Source organism: Clostridium sp. SY8519 (genome assembly GCF_000270305.1).
Taxonomy (GTDB): domain Bacteria; phylum Bacillota; class Clostridia; order Lachnospirales; family Lachnospiraceae; genus SY8519.
In genome coordinates this window covers 338253-356248 of sequence record NC_015737.1, presented here as the reverse complement: position 1 = coordinate 356248, position 17996 = coordinate 338253, and the positions used below count along the sequence as shown (strand labels likewise).

Here is a 17996-nt window from a genome sequence, read left to right as displayed (position 1 = left end):
GGAATCCGATATAATCAACAAATACGTCTGAAAACCGGCAGCCCTCCGTAGATGGAGACGGCTGCATCCTTTTTGATCACCGGGAGAGCAGAGAAAATGAAAAAAATTCTGAAAAAATGGAATGGCATGAGCCTGATTCTGAGGATTCTCATCGGGCTGGCAATTGGCGCGGTGCTGGGCATCCTGGCGCCGGAGATAAAGGGGATCGCCCTGCTGGGCACTTTATTTGTGGGAGCGCTGAAAGCAATCGCGCCGGTACTGGTATTCGTCCTGGTATCCGCGTCTCTTTCCCAGGCAAAAAGCGGCAGCGCAAAAAAATTCCGTACAGTCATTGCCCTGTATCTGTTCAGTACGCTCTGCGCGGCGATTGTGGCTGTGGGAATGAATTTCCTGAATCCGGTGGAGATTGCCCTGCCTTCCTCCGCCGCGTCAGCGGATACGTCGGCGGCGCCGAAGGGAGTTTCGGAAGTGCTGACTTCACTTCTGACCAGCGTGGTGTCCAATCCGGTCCAGTCCCTTGGCAACGCCAATTACATCGGGATCCTGTTCTGGGCGGTGATCCTGGGGGTGGCCTTAAGAAAGGCCGGAGAGACGACAAAGACACTGATGATGGATCTGTCAGAAGCAGTATCCAAGGTGGTGCGCTGGATTATCAGCTGCGCGCCCTTCGGCATCCTGGGACTTGTCTTTGATTCCGTATCTTCCAGCGGACTGGATATTTTTGTGACTTACGGCAAACTGATGGCCCTGCTGGTGGGCACGATGCTTCTGGTGGCGCTGGTGGTGAATCCGCTGATTGTGGGAATTACCCTGCGGCACAATCCCTATCCCCTGATCTTTCGCTGTATCCGGCAGAGCGGCGTGACGGCATTCTTCACCCGGTCATCCGCGGCGAATATTCCGGTTAATATGGAATTGTGCGAAGACCTGGGACTGGACCCGGACATGTATTCGGTTTCCATTCCCCTGGGAGCCACCATAAATATGGACGGGGCGGCGGTTACGATCACGACCTTTTCCCTGTCGGCGGCATATACCATGGGGATTCATGTGGATCTGCCCTCTGCTATTGTGCTGAGCGTGGTAGCCACGCTGGCGGCTTGTGGTTCCAGTGGGGTTGCCGGCGGTTCCCTGCTTCTGGTGCCGCTGGGATGCTCCATGTTCGGGATTTCCAATGATACGGCCATGCTGGTGGTTGGCGTGGGATTTATTATCAGCGTCATTCAGGACTCCATGGAAACAGCCCTGAATTCTTCCGGCGACGTGATTTTTACCGCCACTGCGGAATTCCTGCAGTGGAAAAAAGAAGGGCGAAAGCTTCCGATCTGAAGCAGCCCGGAAAAAAAGGAACTTCTCCGGCCGGAGAAGTTCCTTTTTTTTGCTGTCAGTATCCGTAATTCTGGGAAGAACCCTGGCCGCTGCCGAAGTACTGGCTGTAATCCCGGGAATTTTCGGAATTGCCATAGGTTTCGGAATTGCTGCCGCTCCGGCTGGAATTTCCGGAAGAGGAAGAAGAGGAGGAGCTGCTGGCGGTTCCCAGCGTAACGGATACGGTCTTTTTGCTGTAGCTGCCGTTGCTGCTGCGGTAGTAAGTGATTTTTACTTTTGTTCCGCCTTTATAATACTGCAGGGCGCTCTGCAGCTGCGACATGCTGGTGATGGTCTTGCTGCCTAAGCCGGTGATGACATCACCTTTCTGAAGGCCGGCAGTTTCCGCGGCAGATCCGCTGAGTACCTGGGAAACATAGACTCCCTGGGGAATGTTATAGGATTCGGAATCAGAAGAGTCCACATCCTGGCCGTAGATGCCCAGATAGCCGTATCCGTTGGTAAGCTTCGCGTTGGAGTTGCCTTTCATCAGATTTTTGATGATGGATTCTGCCTTGGACATGGGAATTGCAAATCCCATGCCCTCTACAGAGGTGTCGGAATATTTCGCCGAGTTAATGCCGATCAGTTCTCCCTGCATGTTAAACAGGGCGCCGCCGCTGTTGCCCGGATTGATGGCTGCGTCGGTCTGAATCAGGGTCTGGGTGGTTCCGCTGTCACTGACCGTTACTTCCTTGTTCAGGGCGCTGATGTAACCGGAGGTCACCGACTGGCCGTATCCCAGCGCGTTGCCGATGGCTACCACCTGGTCGCCCACGGAAGATTTGGAAGAATCACCGATGGTTGCCACGGTGATGGATTTCAGGGCGGCAGAACTCATGCTTTTGGTGGAGACGGAGATAACCGCCAGGTCATTCTCTTCATCCGTGCCTACGACAGAGGCCTTGTAGACGTATTTTTTCGAGTCATTGAAGCAGACGGTGAGGGTCTCGGCGTCTTCGATGACATGGTAGTTTGTGACAATATAGACTTTTCCGCCGGACTGGCTGATGATGACGCCGGAGCCGGCGCTTTCGCTTTCCGACATGGTATTCTGACCGAACATGTTCTGGGTTTCGGTGACACTCTTGTTTGTGATGGCCACTACGGAGGAGGTGCATTTGGACGCAATCTGGGAAACGGAGTAGGAAGAACCGGAACTTTCGGAACTGCCGGTACTGCCGGAAGAGCCGGATACCGTACTCAGCGCGGCGGAGGTGGTGGTGGCGGAAGCGCTGCCGGTGATATTCGACCCCAGGGCAAAGGACCCCAGCACCATACCGCCGGAAATGCCGCCGATTATGACTGCCGCGCAGAGGGACTTTCCGATAAATCCTAGTTTCTTCCGGGGTCCTGTTTTCCGTCCCCGGGTATTCCGGCTGTCATGGTTGGCGCCGGAACCCGTTTCCTCCACATATTCCACTGTGATCTCCGGCAGTGTCACTTCTTCTCTTTTTTTATCTTCTTCATACATAAGTGTATCCTCCTTCTATTTGCTGATCACACAGCGGAGGCAGATCTGCCGGCCCGCTGCGCTTGTTTTCTGTCTGAATCATTTCTGCTGTTTCTGGTACTGATCATACGAAAGGTTTGTTATGTAATTTTGTTTGAAGTGTGAAGAAAGCGTGAACAGAAAGCAGGGGGATTACCGGGCGGCTGATTTACGGGATACCGGGAGTATGCTATAATTTTCTTAATTCACAGTCCGTGGTTTTGCAGCAGTAAAACAGAGATTTCAGGGGTGTGCGGTACCGTAAACAGATGATGCAGTGTGGAGAAAATGAGATGAAAAAGAAAAAGATTGTTTCCATCGGATTGCTTGCGGCATTGAGTGTAACTTTGCTTGGGGCCTGCGGCAGACAGCAGAACAGCGCCGGCAGCAGTTTGCCGGACAGTTCCGGCCCGGCAGAACAGACCGTGCAGGATACCCATCCCGGCCAGGAGAGAAGTCCCCTGACCGGCCAGTGGATCAGCGCGAAACTGGCCGGTCAGCGTCCGGTGGCGCTGATGATCAGCAACGAGATCGGCGGATATCCCCATTACGGGCTGCGTGCCGCGGATCTTATCTATGAGGCGCCGATGGAAGGGGACGAAACCAGATACATGCTGGTGATGCAGAATTATAAAAAAGCAGACAAACTGATGCCCTGCCGCAGCGCCCGCCATTATTTTATCTACTGGGCGCAGGAACAGGACGCCATCTACGCCCACTACGGGCAGTCCTGGATCGCCAAGCCGAAATTAAAGGCCATCGATGACCTGAATGGTATGGACGGCGATCTGGCCAATGTGACTTATTTCCGGGACAGCACCCGGCGGGCGCCCCACAATGCCTATACCAATGGCAGGGCCCTGGCCGCGGGCATTCAGAAACGGAAGTACCGGACTGCCCACAAATCCGGATTCCGGAACGGACTCCGGTTCCATACGGATGACGCAAAGCCCATGGAACTGACGGAAGGCAAATCCGCGAAAATCGTAGATCCCGGATATTACCGCGGCAAGGGGTATTTTGTCTATGATGCTTCCCGAAAGGTCTATCGTCACTATGACTGGGGAGAACGCCACCGGGATACCAATTCCGGCAAACAGCTGGAAGTCACCAATATCATCATTCAGAGCTGCAAATGGAGCGTACTGGACAAGACCCATGAATATCTGGATGTGGTGAATACCGGCAGCGGCAAGGGGTATTACATTACAAGGGGCAGATACGAGGCCATCACCTGGAAGAAATCAGGCAAAACCGGGCCGACCCGCTATTATGATTCCAAGGGAAAGGAAATTACCCTGAATCAGGGAAAAACCTGGATCTGCGCCGTCAAAACCGATTACATGAAACGAACCGGATTTTATAAGAATAAAGAAGCATTCGAAAAAGCCAGGGCAAAGCGGAACGCCTGACCCGGCAGACAGAAAGAACAGGAAGACAGGATCGTGAAGGAAATAAAAAAATCAGACGTCCGGGGCACTTACCGCGCGTTTCTTAACGGCGGATGCCTGAATTATGAAGATGAAAAGGGCGCGTATAAAATCCCCCTCGGCAGGCGCTCCAGGCGCAGACTGCTGACGCTGGAGGAAAAGCCGGGGCAGTATATCAGAAGCCTGGAGATTGATCTGCTGACCGGATTTGTCTATTACTGTGTGGACAACAGCACACCGGGCGGATTTGCGTATTACTATGATATGAATTCCACAAAAGTCTGGAACAGCCGGATCCTGCGTCTGCTCCGAAGCATCCGGGATGAGCGGTTTCGGCCCTCGCCCGAACTGAAGGCAGCAGTCAGCAGGCTTCCCAGCGAACACTGGGAAGAAATCCTGTCTACCCTTCCGGGCTGGGAGGAGATTCTTGCGCACCGCACCGACAATCTGTTCCTGCCCCACGAACCGGTGCGCCAGGTGTCGGTGCCCCTGGCAGCAGTACGGAAGGCAGGGGAAGAGAATCCTTTGGCCGGCATTGCGGGATTTACGCTGCATTCCGAGGCGGAACCCCTGATCCGGGGCGGTCAGGAGGATCGATTTACACTGGAGACAGAAGCAGACCGATGGATGCTTCTGTATGAAAACAGCCAGATCGGCGGGGAGTTCTTCAGCGCAGATGAGAAATACCGGAGAAATCTGACCCCCGCGGAGGAAACCTGGCTTTTGTCGCGGCTGCGTCAGACGGCAGGAACTGTGGAGAATCCGGATACTCTGGCTCGTTCCGACGCGGGAATACAGATCCGGCACAGGGACGGGACATCCGTCTGGTACCCGGCGCAGGAAGAGGCCCTGCAGCTGCTTCGGGATCAGATCATGGGATATCTGCGGCGGGAACTGGAGATTGTGGCCCGGTAGGATTGTGCACTTTTCTTTCGGCCGCCAAGCCGGGACCCGGCAGGGACAAAGCCGGACAGGGAAAGAAATTCAGACGAAGGGAGCAGACCGGAGGAGGGTCTGCTCCCTTTTGATTTTTCCGGAATACCGGGTGTAAAATCTCTGTTTTGTACAGCGGAAAATCTCTGGAGTGTGTCTGCGGAATGTGCTAGGATAGACGCATATTCCTGCATCGGATATTCCGGTCGAAATATCCTCCCGTCTGTGGCATTCCCAGCGATGATCCATGAAAAAAAGAAACAAACGGAAGATCCTGTTCTGCGGCGGCCTGGCAGCTGTGCTGCCCCTTACGGCCCCTCTTGCGGCTCTGGGCGTCGGATCAGAGATCCGCGAGGCGTCAGACAGTACAGAAAAAGTCTATCAGATGATCCAGCAGTCCGAAAACAGGAAACCTGCCTCTGCCCTGATCGGAGACAGTGCCTCCGCGCTGGTTTCTTCTTCCCTGACGAAGGGCCATGCCTTCCGGATTGATCCGGAATACGGGAGAACGCTGGTTCCCGCTTATGATGGTGTCCCCGCCGCAGCCCTATCCCGGGTCACCTGGTCGGCCGGCAGTGTGCCGGCGCCGTCCTGGATACAGAATGAGGAACGGGAGACACTGGGCGGGAAAAACAGTATTGTATACAACCTGGACCAGACCGACGCGGACGGGGTGTCTGTGGTCTATGACAATTATTATTACTACGATCCCGCGGACAGCAACGCAGTCCGGCAGGGAAAATGGAGCGGCTATGTACCGGTGAAGGTTACCGCCAGGATTTCCGGATACCGGACCCGCCCCTGGAAGTTTTTTGAAAAGAACGCGCCGGCATATGTCCATCCTTACGCGGCCTTTGGAAAAAGCCTGGAAGGCGGTCTGCCGGCCGTGGATATCGTGGGGGTGGAACAGGCGGAAATCAGCTATTCCTTTGCCTATGGATCCGCGGCAGCCAGGACGCCGGGCAGGTCCTATACGATCAAATCCAACGTTACCTACAATGATGTGGACAACGGGCAGGCCATGGCGGTACAGGGCGGCGTGACGCAGGCTGCCGTCACGGATGATACGGCGCTGTATGCCGGTCTGACAGCGAAAAAGCGCAATACCCGGGCAGACAATGGAGACATTTATCTTTTTGCGGATGCCGGAGACCTGCGTGACGCGGATGATGTGCATACACCGGAGAAGATGTTCGGCATTACCTATCATTCCAGCCGCCTGAAGGTGACGTATTATACCGGATCCTCCGGAACCGGCGGCAAACAGTCGGACTGGCAGGCGCATCCCGGCAGACAGGGGGTACGCGCCTGGTTTGCCACTTCCCGGTATTCCTTCTGGAAGACATACGGAGAACTGAGCAAACAGGTATCTGACCTGGGCGAGGGAGCGGATGAAACCGGCGTGACAGAAAATACCGTGCCGAATATCGGCAGTTCCTGGCGCTATGAGCTCAGTTACCGGGTTCCGGCGGGAATCGCGGACAATGCCGGCGAGCAGTACAGCAGCTTCGTATGGAAAGATGCCATAGACACCTGTCTGGTTTCCGGTGACGGGGATGCGATCAGACCATCGGATATCCGGATTGTTTCCGAAGAGGGCAGAGAACTGACCGGGCAGTTTGACATTTTGGTTGCAAATAATGAGATTACTGCCCGGGCCAAAGAGGAGCTTCTTGCGGATGCTGACTTTTACGGAACCGGGCGCAAAGGCAGCCGCATCCGTCTGCTGGTGGATGTATCGGTGCGTCCGGAGGCCCGTTCCGGCGACCGGTCCCGCCTGGATCCCTCTCACAGGCACGGGGAATCGGAGCAGGAGTGGATTTTCCGCAACCGTGGGGAGCTGACGGTGGACGGAATGAAAAAAGAGACGGAACAGACCGTCACCCATGTGCCGGTGCCAAAGCCGGAAGAGCCGGAAAAGACGGTAACGGACGCGGATGAAACAAAAGTAACATCCAATTCCCTGCGTCACAGATATGAGACAATGACCTACTGTGTCCGGCAGAAACTTCCCGCCGGCCTTCTGCTGGAAAGCCTGGTGTGGGAAGATCAGCTGGACAGCTGCCTGGACGCAGCCACCGCAGGGGTTCAGCTGCGGAACAAAAAGGGCGAGGATCTGACAGAATGCTTCGCGATTGACCGGACAGACGGGAAAATAACCGCCCGGGCGAAACCGGAGGCCCTGAAATCCGGAAAACTGACAGGAACAGCAGCGGACGGCGGGGAAATCGCGCTCTTTCTTACCGTGGGGCTGCGGAAAAATCTTACGGAAGAGGAACTGGAAGCGCACCGGCATTTTTCCGAATCCCGTACCCGGGTCTGCTGGGAGAACCGGGCTTCGGTGGCAATCAACGGAACCCGGCGTTTTTCCAATCAGACCCGCACATCCCTGCATCTGACCACAAAAACGGATCCCCGGGGGGAAAACGAAGGCGCTCCCGGTCTGGCTGTGGAGAAAAAGGCGGACCATTTTGAAGGGAAGCCGGGAGAGGAAACGGCCTATACGATTCAGGTGGAAAACCGCAACCCAAAGGCGGACGCCACAGATCTCAGGGTGCAGGATCTGTCACTGCCCCGGGATCTTAAAGTGAGAAAAGACAGCATCGAAATCAAAGGAGCGGATCCGGGGGACTATATCCTGGACACCGCGCCGGACAATGGCTGGATCCTGCGCCAGAAAAAAGGAGCGGTCCTGCCTTACGGAAAGATTCTTACCATAACCTTCCGGGCGGAAGCAGACGGGGCAGCCGCCGGGAAGACCGTAACCAATACAGCCGCTGCCCTGGCCTATGCGGTACCGGAGGCCCGGGACCGGGAACGGGTGTGGATCAACCGGGAAGAGGATTTCATAGAGAAAACCGCCGGCCGGGACAAATACCGGGTCGGCGAGGAAGTGGAATACCGCCTGTCTGTCAGCAACCGGAAGCCGGGAACCCTGGCCCGCCATGTGGTGATTCAGGACCGGATCCGCACCAAGGGGATCCGGCTTCTTCCGGATTCCATTACGCTGCTGGATCCGAAAGGAACTCTGATCAAAGATGCCGCTGTGTCCGTGGGGGAGAACGGATTTGTGATTGTTACGAACCGGAATCTGGTATCGGAAAAAGGAGCCCATCCGTTTCTTACGGAAACAGATCGGATGGGGAAAGAAGAGAAAGCCGCCTGGGAGGAATGGAACGGCCCTAAGACACTGACCGGAATGACAGTGACTTACCGGGCGGTGATTGAAGACGGAAAGCTGGCAGGCGAAAAAGGGGAAAATACAGCGGAAGTGCGCAGCGACCGGGGAAAGGCCGGCACAGCCCATACCGTAACAGTCAAAGCGCCGGGGCTGAATATGGATAAACTGACCGGGGACACCTGGCAGAATCCGGGGGACACACCGGAATACACGCTGCTGGTTACCCAGGAGCGGGAAAAGGAAACCGCCCGCCGGGTGACCGTCACGGATCAGATCCTGGATCCCGGAGCCCATATGGACAGAGATTCCATCGCGGTTACCTGGAAAAACAAAGAGATTACCGAAACTTGTAAAATCCGGGTAAAAGATACCTCCTTCCGGATTGACACGGGTGTGGATCTGTCTTATGGTGAAGAACTAAAAGTGACCTACCGGACGAAGCTGGATCCGGATTTCCGCAGGTTTGACAGAGACGGAAAAATCCGGAACCGGGCAGCGGCCCGGGGAGAGAATACGCCCGGGGCAGAAGACCTGGAGGAAATACAGGTGACAGAGCCGGAGCATATCACGGAAGTGGCGGACGCGTCCGGCAGCAGCGGGAACAGCCGGAAAACAGAACCGGTGAAAACCGGCGACAGAAGGCATGCCGCCGGGGGGCTCCTGGCAGGATCCCTGGCTGCTGCAGGGCTTCTGGCTGCCCTCCGGTACAGATTCAGACACAGAGGAAAATAAATGTTTTTTAGATGACTCCCTTGCATTTGGGTAAGATTGTTAGTAGTATATCATTTAGGTTTTTTTTGAATGACAGGTATGGAATGGGAGGTATCGCAATGAAGCCGTATAAAGAAATGAGCAAAGAAGAGCTTGAGGCAGAAATCAGCAAGCTGAAGAAAGAGTACCGCAGATTCCAGGATATGGATCTGACTCTGGATATGAGCCGCGGAAAGCCATGTACCGAGCAGCTGGATCTCTCCATGGGAATGATGGATATCCTGTCTTCCCAGGCGGACCTGCGCTGCGAGGATGGCACAGACTGCCGAAATTATGGCGTACTGACCGGCATTCAGGAAGTGAAGGAACTGATGGGCGATATGATGGAGAACAATCCGGACAATATCATCATCTACGGAAATTCCGCGCTGAATGTCATCTACGATACCGTATCCCGTGCCATGACCCAGGGTGTGATGGGCAGTACCCCCTGGTGCAAGCTGGACAAAGTGAAATTCCTCTGTCCGGTACCGGGGTATGACCGTCATTTTAAGATCCTGGAACATTTTCATATTGAGATGATCCCCATTGCCATGTCTCCGGAAGGACCGGATATGGACAAAATTGAGGAACTGGTGGCAAAGGATGAGTCCATTAAGGGAATCATGTGCGTACCCAAGTATTCCAACCCGCAGGGGTATTCCTATTCGGATACCACGGTCCGCCGGTTTGCCCATCTGAAACCGGCGGCCAAGGACTTCCGTATTTTCTGGGACAATGCGTACGGGATCCATCATCTCTACGACGAGGACCAGGATTATCTGATTGAGATTCTGGCAGAATGCAAGCGGGCCGGCAATCCGGATATGGTATACAAATTTGCCTCCACTTCCAAAATCACATTCCCGGGCAGCGGCATTGCGGCGCTGGCCACCTCTCCGAACAATATGGAAGAGATCATCGAACAGCTTTCCTGCCAGACCATCGGGCACGACAAAGTAAATCAGCTGCGCCATGTGAGATTTTTCGGCGATATCCACGGGATGGTGGAGCATATGCGGAAACAGGCAGATATTCTCCGCCCGAAATTCGAGGCAGTGCTGCAGATCTTTGAAGATAATCTGGGCGAGCTGGGCATTGGCGAATGGACCAAGCCCAAGGGAGGCTATTTCATCAGTTTTGAAACCCTGCCGGGCTGCGCGCAGCGTGTGGTGCGCAAATGCAAAAAGGCCGGCGTGACCATGACAAAGGCCGGCGCGACCTGGCCCTACGGCAAAGATCCTTATGATACAACGATCCGCGTGGCGCCGTCCTATCCGCCGATTGAAGACCTGAAGATGGCCGCCCACCTGTTTACGATCTGTGTCCGTCTGGTCAGCGCGGAGAAGCTGCTGGACGATATGGTGAATCCCAAGTCACTTGCCGAGTAAGATGTAAGAAGCCGGCAGAGGAAATCAGAACATCAGGAGGTTTCTGTGTTTAAGAACTACTTAATCTGCTTTTTTGTATCCATGGTGCCCATTGTGGAACTGCGGGGAGCGATCCCCATTTCACAGGGGCTGCACCTGCCCCTGCTGCAGTCCTATATTCTGTGCGTCATCGGCAATATGATTCCGGTGCCGTTTATCTATCTCTTCGCACGGGGATTTCTGCAGTGGGGAAAAGATAAACCGCTGATTGGCAGATTCTTTACCTTCTGCCTGGAAAAAGGAGAAAAAGGCGGTCAGAAACTGAAGGAAAAAGCCGGAAGAGGCCTGTTTCTCGCGCTGCTTCTTTTTGTGGGAATTCCCCTTCCGGGCACCGGCGCCTGGACCGGGACACTGGCCGCCAGCCTGCTGGATTTCGGCTTTAAGAAAAGCGTCATTGCTGTGATGCTGGGCGTGATTCTGGCGGGGATCATTATGGGCGCAGTCAGCGCCGGCGCCTTTACGGCGATTTTCCGCCTGATGGGCCGGGGATGACCCGGGCCGAAGAATAAGAAAAACCGCAGGAAAACTGTGAGCAATGGAACCGCCTCCAATTGTCAGACCGAAGATCTGATAATCGGGGGCAGTTTGCCATTCCGGTTTTCCTGCGGTTTTTTCTGTGCCGGAGCCGCAGACGAAACGGGGAACAGAGGGATTCTGCGTCAGCGGACCGGCGGGCACATATCACAGGATATCCTGCAGCATCAGCGCCACCGTCAGCTGCATGCGTCCCTCGTTGGAGGAAAGGCTGGTGCCCAGCAGGGATTCCATCTTCCGAAGCCGGTAGTTTACGGTATTCCGGTGGACAAACAGCTGGTCCGCGGTTTTTTTCACACTTCCGTCGTTGTTCAGGTAACAGCGCAGCGTTTCCACCAGGGCGTCTTCATGCAGACTGTCATAGTCCTGCAGCGGGCGGAGGGTATATTCCAGATAGTCCTCAATGATCTCGGGATCTTCGATATTCATCAGCAGCTTATAGATTCCCATCTCGGAATAAAAGATTTTTCCCCGGGAAATTTCCGGTTTTTCCTGCAGCTTCTGCACAGAAGCGGCCTGCCGGTAGCTTTTGTACAGACAACGGATGCTTTTGGTGGTTTTGCCGACGCCTATGGTCCAGGATACCTGCTCCGACAGATAGATCTTCAGGTACCGCTGCAGCTCCTGAAGGAAGCAGTTCAGTGTGTTTGTGCTGCAGTTTCCCGCGACTGCGATGATGCGGTCCGTGTCTGAAAAGACCATGGTGTGGTGAAAGTGATGGGACAGGGAATTGTGCAGATCGGTGGAGGCCTTTTCCGCGGCAAGGGTCAGATCGACGGAGGAGGCGTCCGTATGGATCCGGATTACGGCAGCTGTGTAATTCCATTCCGGATCGAAGCCGCAGCGATTCAGATAGATTTCATACAGATCCTTCTGCTCATAGAGAAAGATGGCATTTCGAAACGCGTTTACGGTTTCGATGTATTTCCGGTCCTCTTCCGTCAGAAAAATACTGAACTGATGCATGATTTCCGCCAGCTGCACCTTCCAGGCGATGGTGTAGAGGGGGAACCCGTGGGCGTCGCAGAAGGCGGTGACGGCATCCGGGATTTCCGGGATATAGGGACCGGTGTTGACCAGGATGCCGGAGGCGTGCCGGTGACAGGCGGCTTCTATAATCTGCAGAAGTTCGGTTTCATCCAGATTGCCGATGCCGGTGGTCAGCACCAGTTCCCCGGCATTGATAAATTCCACGGTATTGTATTTCTCAATAATATGCATCCAGCGGACATTGTTTTCCAGCCCCAGGGCACCGGCTTTTAAATGAATGGTGACATGGGTGACCGCTTCCGTCTGCTGAATTAATCGTTTTAGTTCCATACAATTGAATCCTTTCTGCTGCGGGAGATGTGCAGTTCACGCAAAAAAAGAGGCTCCGCCCAATGGGCAGAACCTCTTTGTTTCCTGGGGAATATTATAGCAAGTTCCGGCCGGGAACGCAATCGTCGCATCGCCGGCGGAGGGGACGATGCTGTGCCCGGGCATAATGCGCTTTGGACGGCGGCCCATTGTACCGGGATACAGAAATCCGTATAGTAAGGGCATCCAATGAAAAACAAATTGCTTCCGGCAGCGGGCAGAAGGAGCTGCAGAACGCCGGCGGAAGGTAAAGGAGTAAACTATGGAAGCTACAGAGAAGAAAGCAATTGGCGAAGCCATTCGGAACAAACAGAAAAGTTATGTACTGCAGTCATGGAACGCGCAGAAAAACGTGAATCCGATTCCCATCGAACGGGCATCCGGCATCTATCTGTATGATTATGAAGGCAATCGCTACGCGGATATGTCTTCCATGCACGTCAACATGAATCTGGGTTACGGAAATCAGGAAATCAATGACGCGATCCGGAGGAAACTGGATCAGTACGCATTTGTCAGTGAAGCCTACGGCGATAAGGACAGAGGAGATCTGGCAGAACTGATTATCCGTCAGATGCCGGACAATATGGCAAAAGTATTCTTTACCAATGCGGGAGCAGATGCCAATGAAAACGCGATCAAGATCGCGCGGATGTATACCGGAAGAAAGAAAATCTTTTCCAGATACCGTTCCTATCACGGCTCATCTTTCGGGGCAGGCAATCTCACCGGCGAACCCAGACGGTTTCCGCTGGAACCGGGCATTCCGGGATTCATCAAATTCCGGGATCCGTACCGGTACCGGGATGCGCTTCCCTTTGACACAGAGGAAGCATATACCGACTGGTGTCTGAAACGGCTGGAGGAACAGATCCAGTTTGAAGGAGAAGACCAGGTGGCGGCCATTATCATGGAGACGGTTACCGGTACCAACGGGGTCATCATTCCGCCCAGAGGATATCTTCCGGGGGTTCGGAAAATCTGTGATAAATACGGCATCCTGATGGTATGTGATGAGGTAATGGCCGGCTGGTGCCGGACCGGAACCATGTTTGCCTTCCAGAATTTCGATGTCAAACCGGATCTGGTCACCTTCGCGAAAGGCGTTACCTGCGGATATGTACAGCTGGGCGGCGTAGTGGTTTCCAAAGATGTGGCAGAGTATTTTGACGATCATGTGCTTTCCTGCGGGCTGACCTACAACGGACACCCGCTGGCATGCGCGGCGGGAACTGCCTGTGTCACCTATTATCTGGAACATAACATACCGGAACATGTAAAAACGGTGGGAAAAGTTCTGGGAGAGATTCTGGAAGACCTGAAAGCGAAACATGTTTCCGTGGGAGATGTCCGCTACATCGGCCTGTTTTCCGCGGTGGAACTGGTGAAAGACCGCAGGACCCGGGAACCGCTGGTGCCCTTTGGAAAAGATCCGGAAGGAAAGATGAAAAAGATTATCGGCATGTTAAAACAGAAAGGATTTCTGACCTTCAGCCATGAGAATATGATTCTGGTGGCACCGCCGCTGATTATTACCGAAGAGCAGCTGCGGGAAGAGATGAAAAAGATGGATGAAGTACTGACAGAAGTGGATCAGACCATGATCTGAAACCGGATACAGTGAAGATACATAAAAAAAGCACAGCAAAGGCGCTGCGAATCAGCAGAAAGCCCGGCTGTGCTTTTTTCTATGGCACAGAAAGAGAAAGAGAAGACGGTATGGAAGCAGCAGTAATCAGAAAAACAGAAGAAACACAGGAGCTGCGGAGCAGCAGCGGCGAAATCGTGGCAAAAGGAATCAGCGTATTCTTTCAGGACAACGCCGGAAATGACGTACAGGCACTGAAGGATATCAATTTAAAGATTCAGAAAGGCGAATTTATTTCACTCCTGGGTCCCTCCGGCTGCGGGAAAACCACACTGCTCAGGTGTGTGGCCGATCTGCAGGAGCCGACCTACGGGGAACTCTGGGTGGAGCAGATGACGCCCCGGGAAGCCAGACTGCAGCATAAGTTCGGATTTGTCTTCCAGCAGCCGGTGCTGTTTGACTGGAGAACCGTGAAAAAAAACGTGGAGCTTCCGCTGGAGATGATGTACCGCAGCAAAAAGCAGAGAGAAGAACGGGCCATGGAAATGCTCCATATGGTAGGCCTTACAGATTTTGCAGATCATTACCCGGGACAGCTTTCCGGCGGCATGCAGCAAAGGGTCAACATCGCCAGGGCTTTCGGCATCGAACCGGATATTCTCCTGATGGATGAGCCCTTTTCGGCACTGGATGAATTCACCAAAGACAAACTGCATGAAGATCTGTTAAAGATCTGGCGGGAAACAGGAAAAACGGTAGTATTTGTCACACACAACATTGAGGAAGCCGTGTTCCTCTCAGATCGGGTCTGTGTCTTATCCCCGCATCCCGGAAGACTTTCCGCAGTTGTGGATATTGATCTTCCAAGACCGCGGACGCTGGACTTAAAAGCGACGGAACACTTCGCGGAACTGGAACAGGCAGTGCGTGACAGCTTTGAAGGAGGCAGTTACTGATGAAGAACAAAAGAAGTTCACTGATGGATCGGAAATGGTTTCGGATCGCCTTCTGGTTTGCAGTGATCATTATCGCCTGGGAGATCGGGGCCTCCTATGTGGCTTCGGTAAAGCCGACACCCCAGAATATCATGCCCCATCTGTACCAGATTCTCCTGGCGGCGGTATCACCTCAGCCGGTATCCGCCGGACAGACAGCGACAGCAGTGGTGCTGCAGAGCGCAGGAGCTACCCTGGGAAGGGCACTGATCGGGTTTCTGCTCGGGGCACTGGCCGGATTTGGCCTGGCCCTGGTGATGAAGCTGTCCGGAATTGTGGAAAAACTGATCCTCCCCTATCTGATGATCATCCAGCTGATCCCGGTGATCGGCATGGCTCCTATCATTCTGGCTATGACCGGAGATATCAACCGAAGCCGGATTATTATCGCGGCGATCTTAAGTTTTTACCCGGTGGCCACCAATGTACTGGCCGGCTTTCACGCGGTGGGCAAAGATCAGTATGACCTGATGGCCACCTACGCGGCATCCAGACGGCAGATTTACGGCAAGGTGCTGATTCCCTCCGCCAGACACTATCTCTTTACCGGACTGAAAATCGCGGCGCCGATGGCGATCACCGCATCGATTCTGGTGGACACCCTGCAGGGAGACGGCGGCCTGGGCTGCGTACTTTCCCAGGCGCTGAAACATGCCATGAGCATATACGTCTTCTGGCTGATCGTATTCTTCAGCGCCATCGTCGGTGTCCTCAGCACACTGATCATCGGCTGGGTGGAAAACCTGACCACACCGGGAAGAAAAAAAGGCGGCTGGAAACACAGCAGAGGCAGAAACCATGCGATGACAGAAGAAGCAAAAGAAAGGAAGGAACATTATGGAAGGTTATTCGCAGAAGATAAAGCGTAAAAAAAGCCTTTACCGGAGACTGGCAGACAGCAGGACGGTACAGCGGGTATCCACTATTGTGCTTCCGGTACTGCTGGGCATAGTGATTTTCGCGCTCTGGCAGGGCGGTATTCTGCAGGCGCTGTTTCGGGTAGACACATTTGTGCTTCCGGTTCCCACAAAAATCAGCGAACTGATCGGGGAAAACTGGGACGCAGTGATTTCCAACAGCAAAGCGACGCTGGCAGTGACCGGGCTGGGACTTTTGTTCGGTTCTCTGGCCGGCTACGGGGCAGCTGTCCTGGCATCCTTTTTCCCGCGGATGGGAAAAGGCGGGCTGTTTCTGGTAGGCGCATTCGCCTCCATGCCGGCGGCGGCCCTGGCACCGGTGATGAATAACTGGACCCGGGATGTATCCACACAGGCAGACGTCCGCAGCATGGTATCAAAGACCATTGTGGTGCTGCTGATCGCGGCGGCAAACATGAGCCTGAATGCCTATCGCGGCCTGACCGAGTTAAAGCCCTATTCCAGAGATCTGATGGATACCTACGCGGCGTCAAAGGCGCGGATCTTCTTCCGGCTGCAGCTGCCCAACTCCGTACCCTATATTTTCACCGCACTGAAAGTATCTGTTCCGGCCAGCATCATGACCGCGATTGTCAGTGAATATTTCGCGGAGAATATCATCGGGGTAGGCCGGCAGATCAGGGAAAACATCGTACTGGCACAGTATTCCATCGCCTGGGTTTATATTACCGCCGCCTGTGTCATCGGCATCGCGTCTTATGTACTGCTGATGCTGGCACAGACGCTGATTATGAAACGATACCACTGAAAATACAGAAACCATTCAGATAAGCAGACAAAAATGGCTGAACCCATCGGCAGAAAGGACAAAAAAATGAAAAGAAAACATTTGACGAAGTTACTCAGTATCGGATGCGCGGCAGCAATGAGCGCCATGCTTCTGGCCGGCTGCGGCAGTTCTTCCAAAACTTCCGGAGACGCTTCTTCCGGCAGCGCCGCTGCATCTGTCAGTGCTTCCGCGGAAAATGAGAGCGCATCTTCCGAACTTTCCACGAAAGAGGTGCTGACCAAGGCAGCCAAAGACGGAAAGATTGGAAACTGGGGCCTGGGCAATCAGTATGAGCTGCTGGCCCTGCTGGCAAAATACAATCTGTCGGATAAATATCTGAGCCAGGATTACAGCATGGATCAGTTTGACAATGATTCCATTACGCTGGCTTCCGCCATGACCTATAACGAACTGGGACTGGTGAAGAACAGTTATGACGGCGGCTACGGCTATGGAAATAAAGTGAATGTCATCGACATGAACAAGGAAGGCGTGGCAATGCTGGAAGATAACATCTTCTGTACGAAGCAGTTTGCCAAAGAAAATCCGGAGACGGTGAAGGCATTTTTATACGCTTCCATGAAGGGATGGGACTATGCGGTGAAACATCCGGAAGAGGCAGCGCAGATCGTGTACAAGGCCGGTTCTTCTGTATCCCAGGATCATCAGAAATATATGGCCGGTGAAGTGGCCAAGCTGGTTACCACCGACATGGACGGAAAAACTGTGACAGATCTGGGCAGTATCCAGAAAAAGGCTGTGGACCAGACCCTTTCCATCGCGAAGAAATACGTGAAGCTGGAGGACTCCTCCGCGCAGAAGAAACTGAAGGCACTCAAGGACAGCGACGTGGTGGACGACAGCTTTATGAAGAGCATTGAGAAGTCGGACGGTTCTTTCAAACCGGAGAAAAAATCCGTTTCCATCCAGCTGAAATGGCTGCCGCAGGCTCAGTTTATGGGATATTACGTTGCGGAAAGCAAAGGATATTACAAAGATGCGGGTCTGACCGTAAAAATTGTATCCGGCGGCGGAGATATTTCCGAAACCACAGCAGTCAACAACGGAACCGTTGATTTCGGCGTCACATGGCTGACCAACCTGGCTTCCGCGGACGCAGCCGGCATGAACCTGGTGGAAGTATCGCAGGTATTCCAGAGATCCGGGCTGGATCTGGTATACAAACCGGAAAACTTTAAATAAAAAACGATAAAAAAACGAAAGAAGGG

The 17996-nt window shown here is 53.8% G+C and carries 13 protein-coding genes; 11 read left to right on the top strand and 2 right to left on the bottom strand.

Annotated features, from left to right (window positions below; translation table 11 throughout):
• Nucleotides 1–96 precede the first annotated feature (96 nt).
• Nucleotides 97–1329 (top strand): serine/threonine transporter SstT, encoded by a 1233-nt coding sequence (sstT, locus tag CXIVA_RS01780; RefSeq protein ID WP_013976295.1) that lies wholly within the window; start codon nucleotides 97–99, stop codon nucleotides 1327–1329.
• Nucleotides 1330–1384: 55 nt separating this feature from the next.
• Here sstT and CXIVA_RS01775 read toward each other — a convergent pair whose 3' ends face one another.
• On the bottom strand, nucleotides 1385–2842 hold the full coding sequence (locus CXIVA_RS01775) for a trypsin-like peptidase domain-containing protein (protein WP_013976294.1): 1458 nt from the start codon (nucleotides 2840–2842) through the stop codon (nucleotides 1385–1387).
• Nucleotides 2843–3153: 311 nt separating this feature from the next.
• On the opposite strand from CXIVA_RS01775, the gene CXIVA_RS01770 reads away from it, so the two are divergent.
• From CXIVA_RS01770 to CXIVA_RS01750, 5 genes are all read left to right on the top strand, one after another.
• Entirely contained in the window at nucleotides 3154–4272 is a 1119-nt protein-coding gene (locus tag CXIVA_RS01770; protein ID WP_013976293.1) for a DUF3048 domain-containing protein, read from the top strand.
• 33 nt (nucleotides 4273–4305) lie between these two features.
• Complete coding sequence (locus tag CXIVA_RS01765) at nucleotides 4306–5205, top strand: hypothetical protein (protein ID WP_013976292.1); 900 nt, start codon at nucleotides 4306–4308, stop codon at nucleotides 5203–5205.
• Nucleotides 5206–5470: 265 nt separating this feature from the next.
• Complete coding sequence (locus CXIVA_RS01760) at nucleotides 5471–9136, top strand: isopeptide-forming domain-containing fimbrial protein (protein WP_013976291.1); 3666 nt, start codon at nucleotides 5471–5473, stop codon at nucleotides 9134–9136.
• Nucleotides 9137–9234: 98 nt separating this feature from the next.
• Nucleotides 9235–10545, top strand: a complete 1311-nt coding sequence (locus CXIVA_RS01755) for a hypothetical protein (RefSeq protein WP_013976290.1) — start codon at nucleotides 9235–9237, stop codon at nucleotides 10543–10545.
• A gap of 81 nt (nucleotides 10546–10626) precedes the next feature.
• The gene (locus CXIVA_RS01750) at nucleotides 10627–11076 is read left to right on the top strand and encodes a small multi-drug export protein (RefSeq protein ID WP_173363200.1); all 450 of its coding nucleotides are present in this window, start codon (nucleotides 10627–10629) and stop codon (nucleotides 11074–11076) included.
• A gap of 189 nt (nucleotides 11077–11265) precedes the next feature.
• Here CXIVA_RS01750 and CXIVA_RS01745 read toward each other — a convergent pair whose 3' ends face one another.
• Nucleotides 11266–12438: a PucR family transcriptional regulator ligand-binding domain-containing protein gene (locus CXIVA_RS01745; RefSeq protein ID WP_013976288.1), complete on the bottom strand. Its 1173-nt coding sequence runs from the start codon at nucleotides 12436–12438 to the stop codon at nucleotides 11266–11268.
• A gap of 301 nt (nucleotides 12439–12739) precedes the next feature.
• Here CXIVA_RS01745 and CXIVA_RS01740 point away from each other — a divergent pair, with 301 nt between their 5' ends.
• From CXIVA_RS01740 to CXIVA_RS01720, 5 genes are all read left to right on the top strand, one after another.
• The gene (locus CXIVA_RS01740) at nucleotides 12740–14086 is read left to right on the top strand and encodes an aminotransferase class III-fold pyridoxal phosphate-dependent enzyme (RefSeq protein WP_013976287.1); all 1347 of its coding nucleotides are present in this window, start codon (nucleotides 12740–12742) and stop codon (nucleotides 14084–14086) included.
• 110 nt (nucleotides 14087–14196) lie between these two features.
• On the top strand, nucleotides 14197–15021 hold the full coding sequence (locus tag CXIVA_RS01735; protein ID WP_013976286.1) for an ABC transporter ATP-binding protein: 825 nt from the start codon (nucleotides 14197–14199) through the stop codon (nucleotides 15019–15021).
• Nucleotides 15021–15929 (top strand): ABC transporter permease subunit, encoded by a 909-nt coding sequence (locus CXIVA_RS01730; RefSeq protein ID WP_013976285.1) that lies wholly within the window; start codon nucleotides 15021–15023, stop codon nucleotides 15927–15929. The genes CXIVA_RS01735 and CXIVA_RS01730 overlap by 1 nt, the downstream gene beginning before the upstream one ends.
• Nucleotides 15898–16746 (top strand): ABC transporter permease subunit, encoded by an 849-nt coding sequence (locus tag CXIVA_RS01725; RefSeq protein WP_013976284.1) that lies wholly within the window; start codon nucleotides 15898–15900, stop codon nucleotides 16744–16746. Before CXIVA_RS01730 ends, CXIVA_RS01725 begins: the two co-directional genes overlap by 32 nt.
• Nucleotides 16747–16812: 66 nt before the next feature.
• Entirely contained in the window at nucleotides 16813–17970 is a 1158-nt protein-coding gene (locus CXIVA_RS01720) for an ABC transporter substrate-binding protein (protein ID WP_041728170.1), read from the top strand.
• Nucleotides 17971–17996 lie beyond the last annotated feature (26 nt).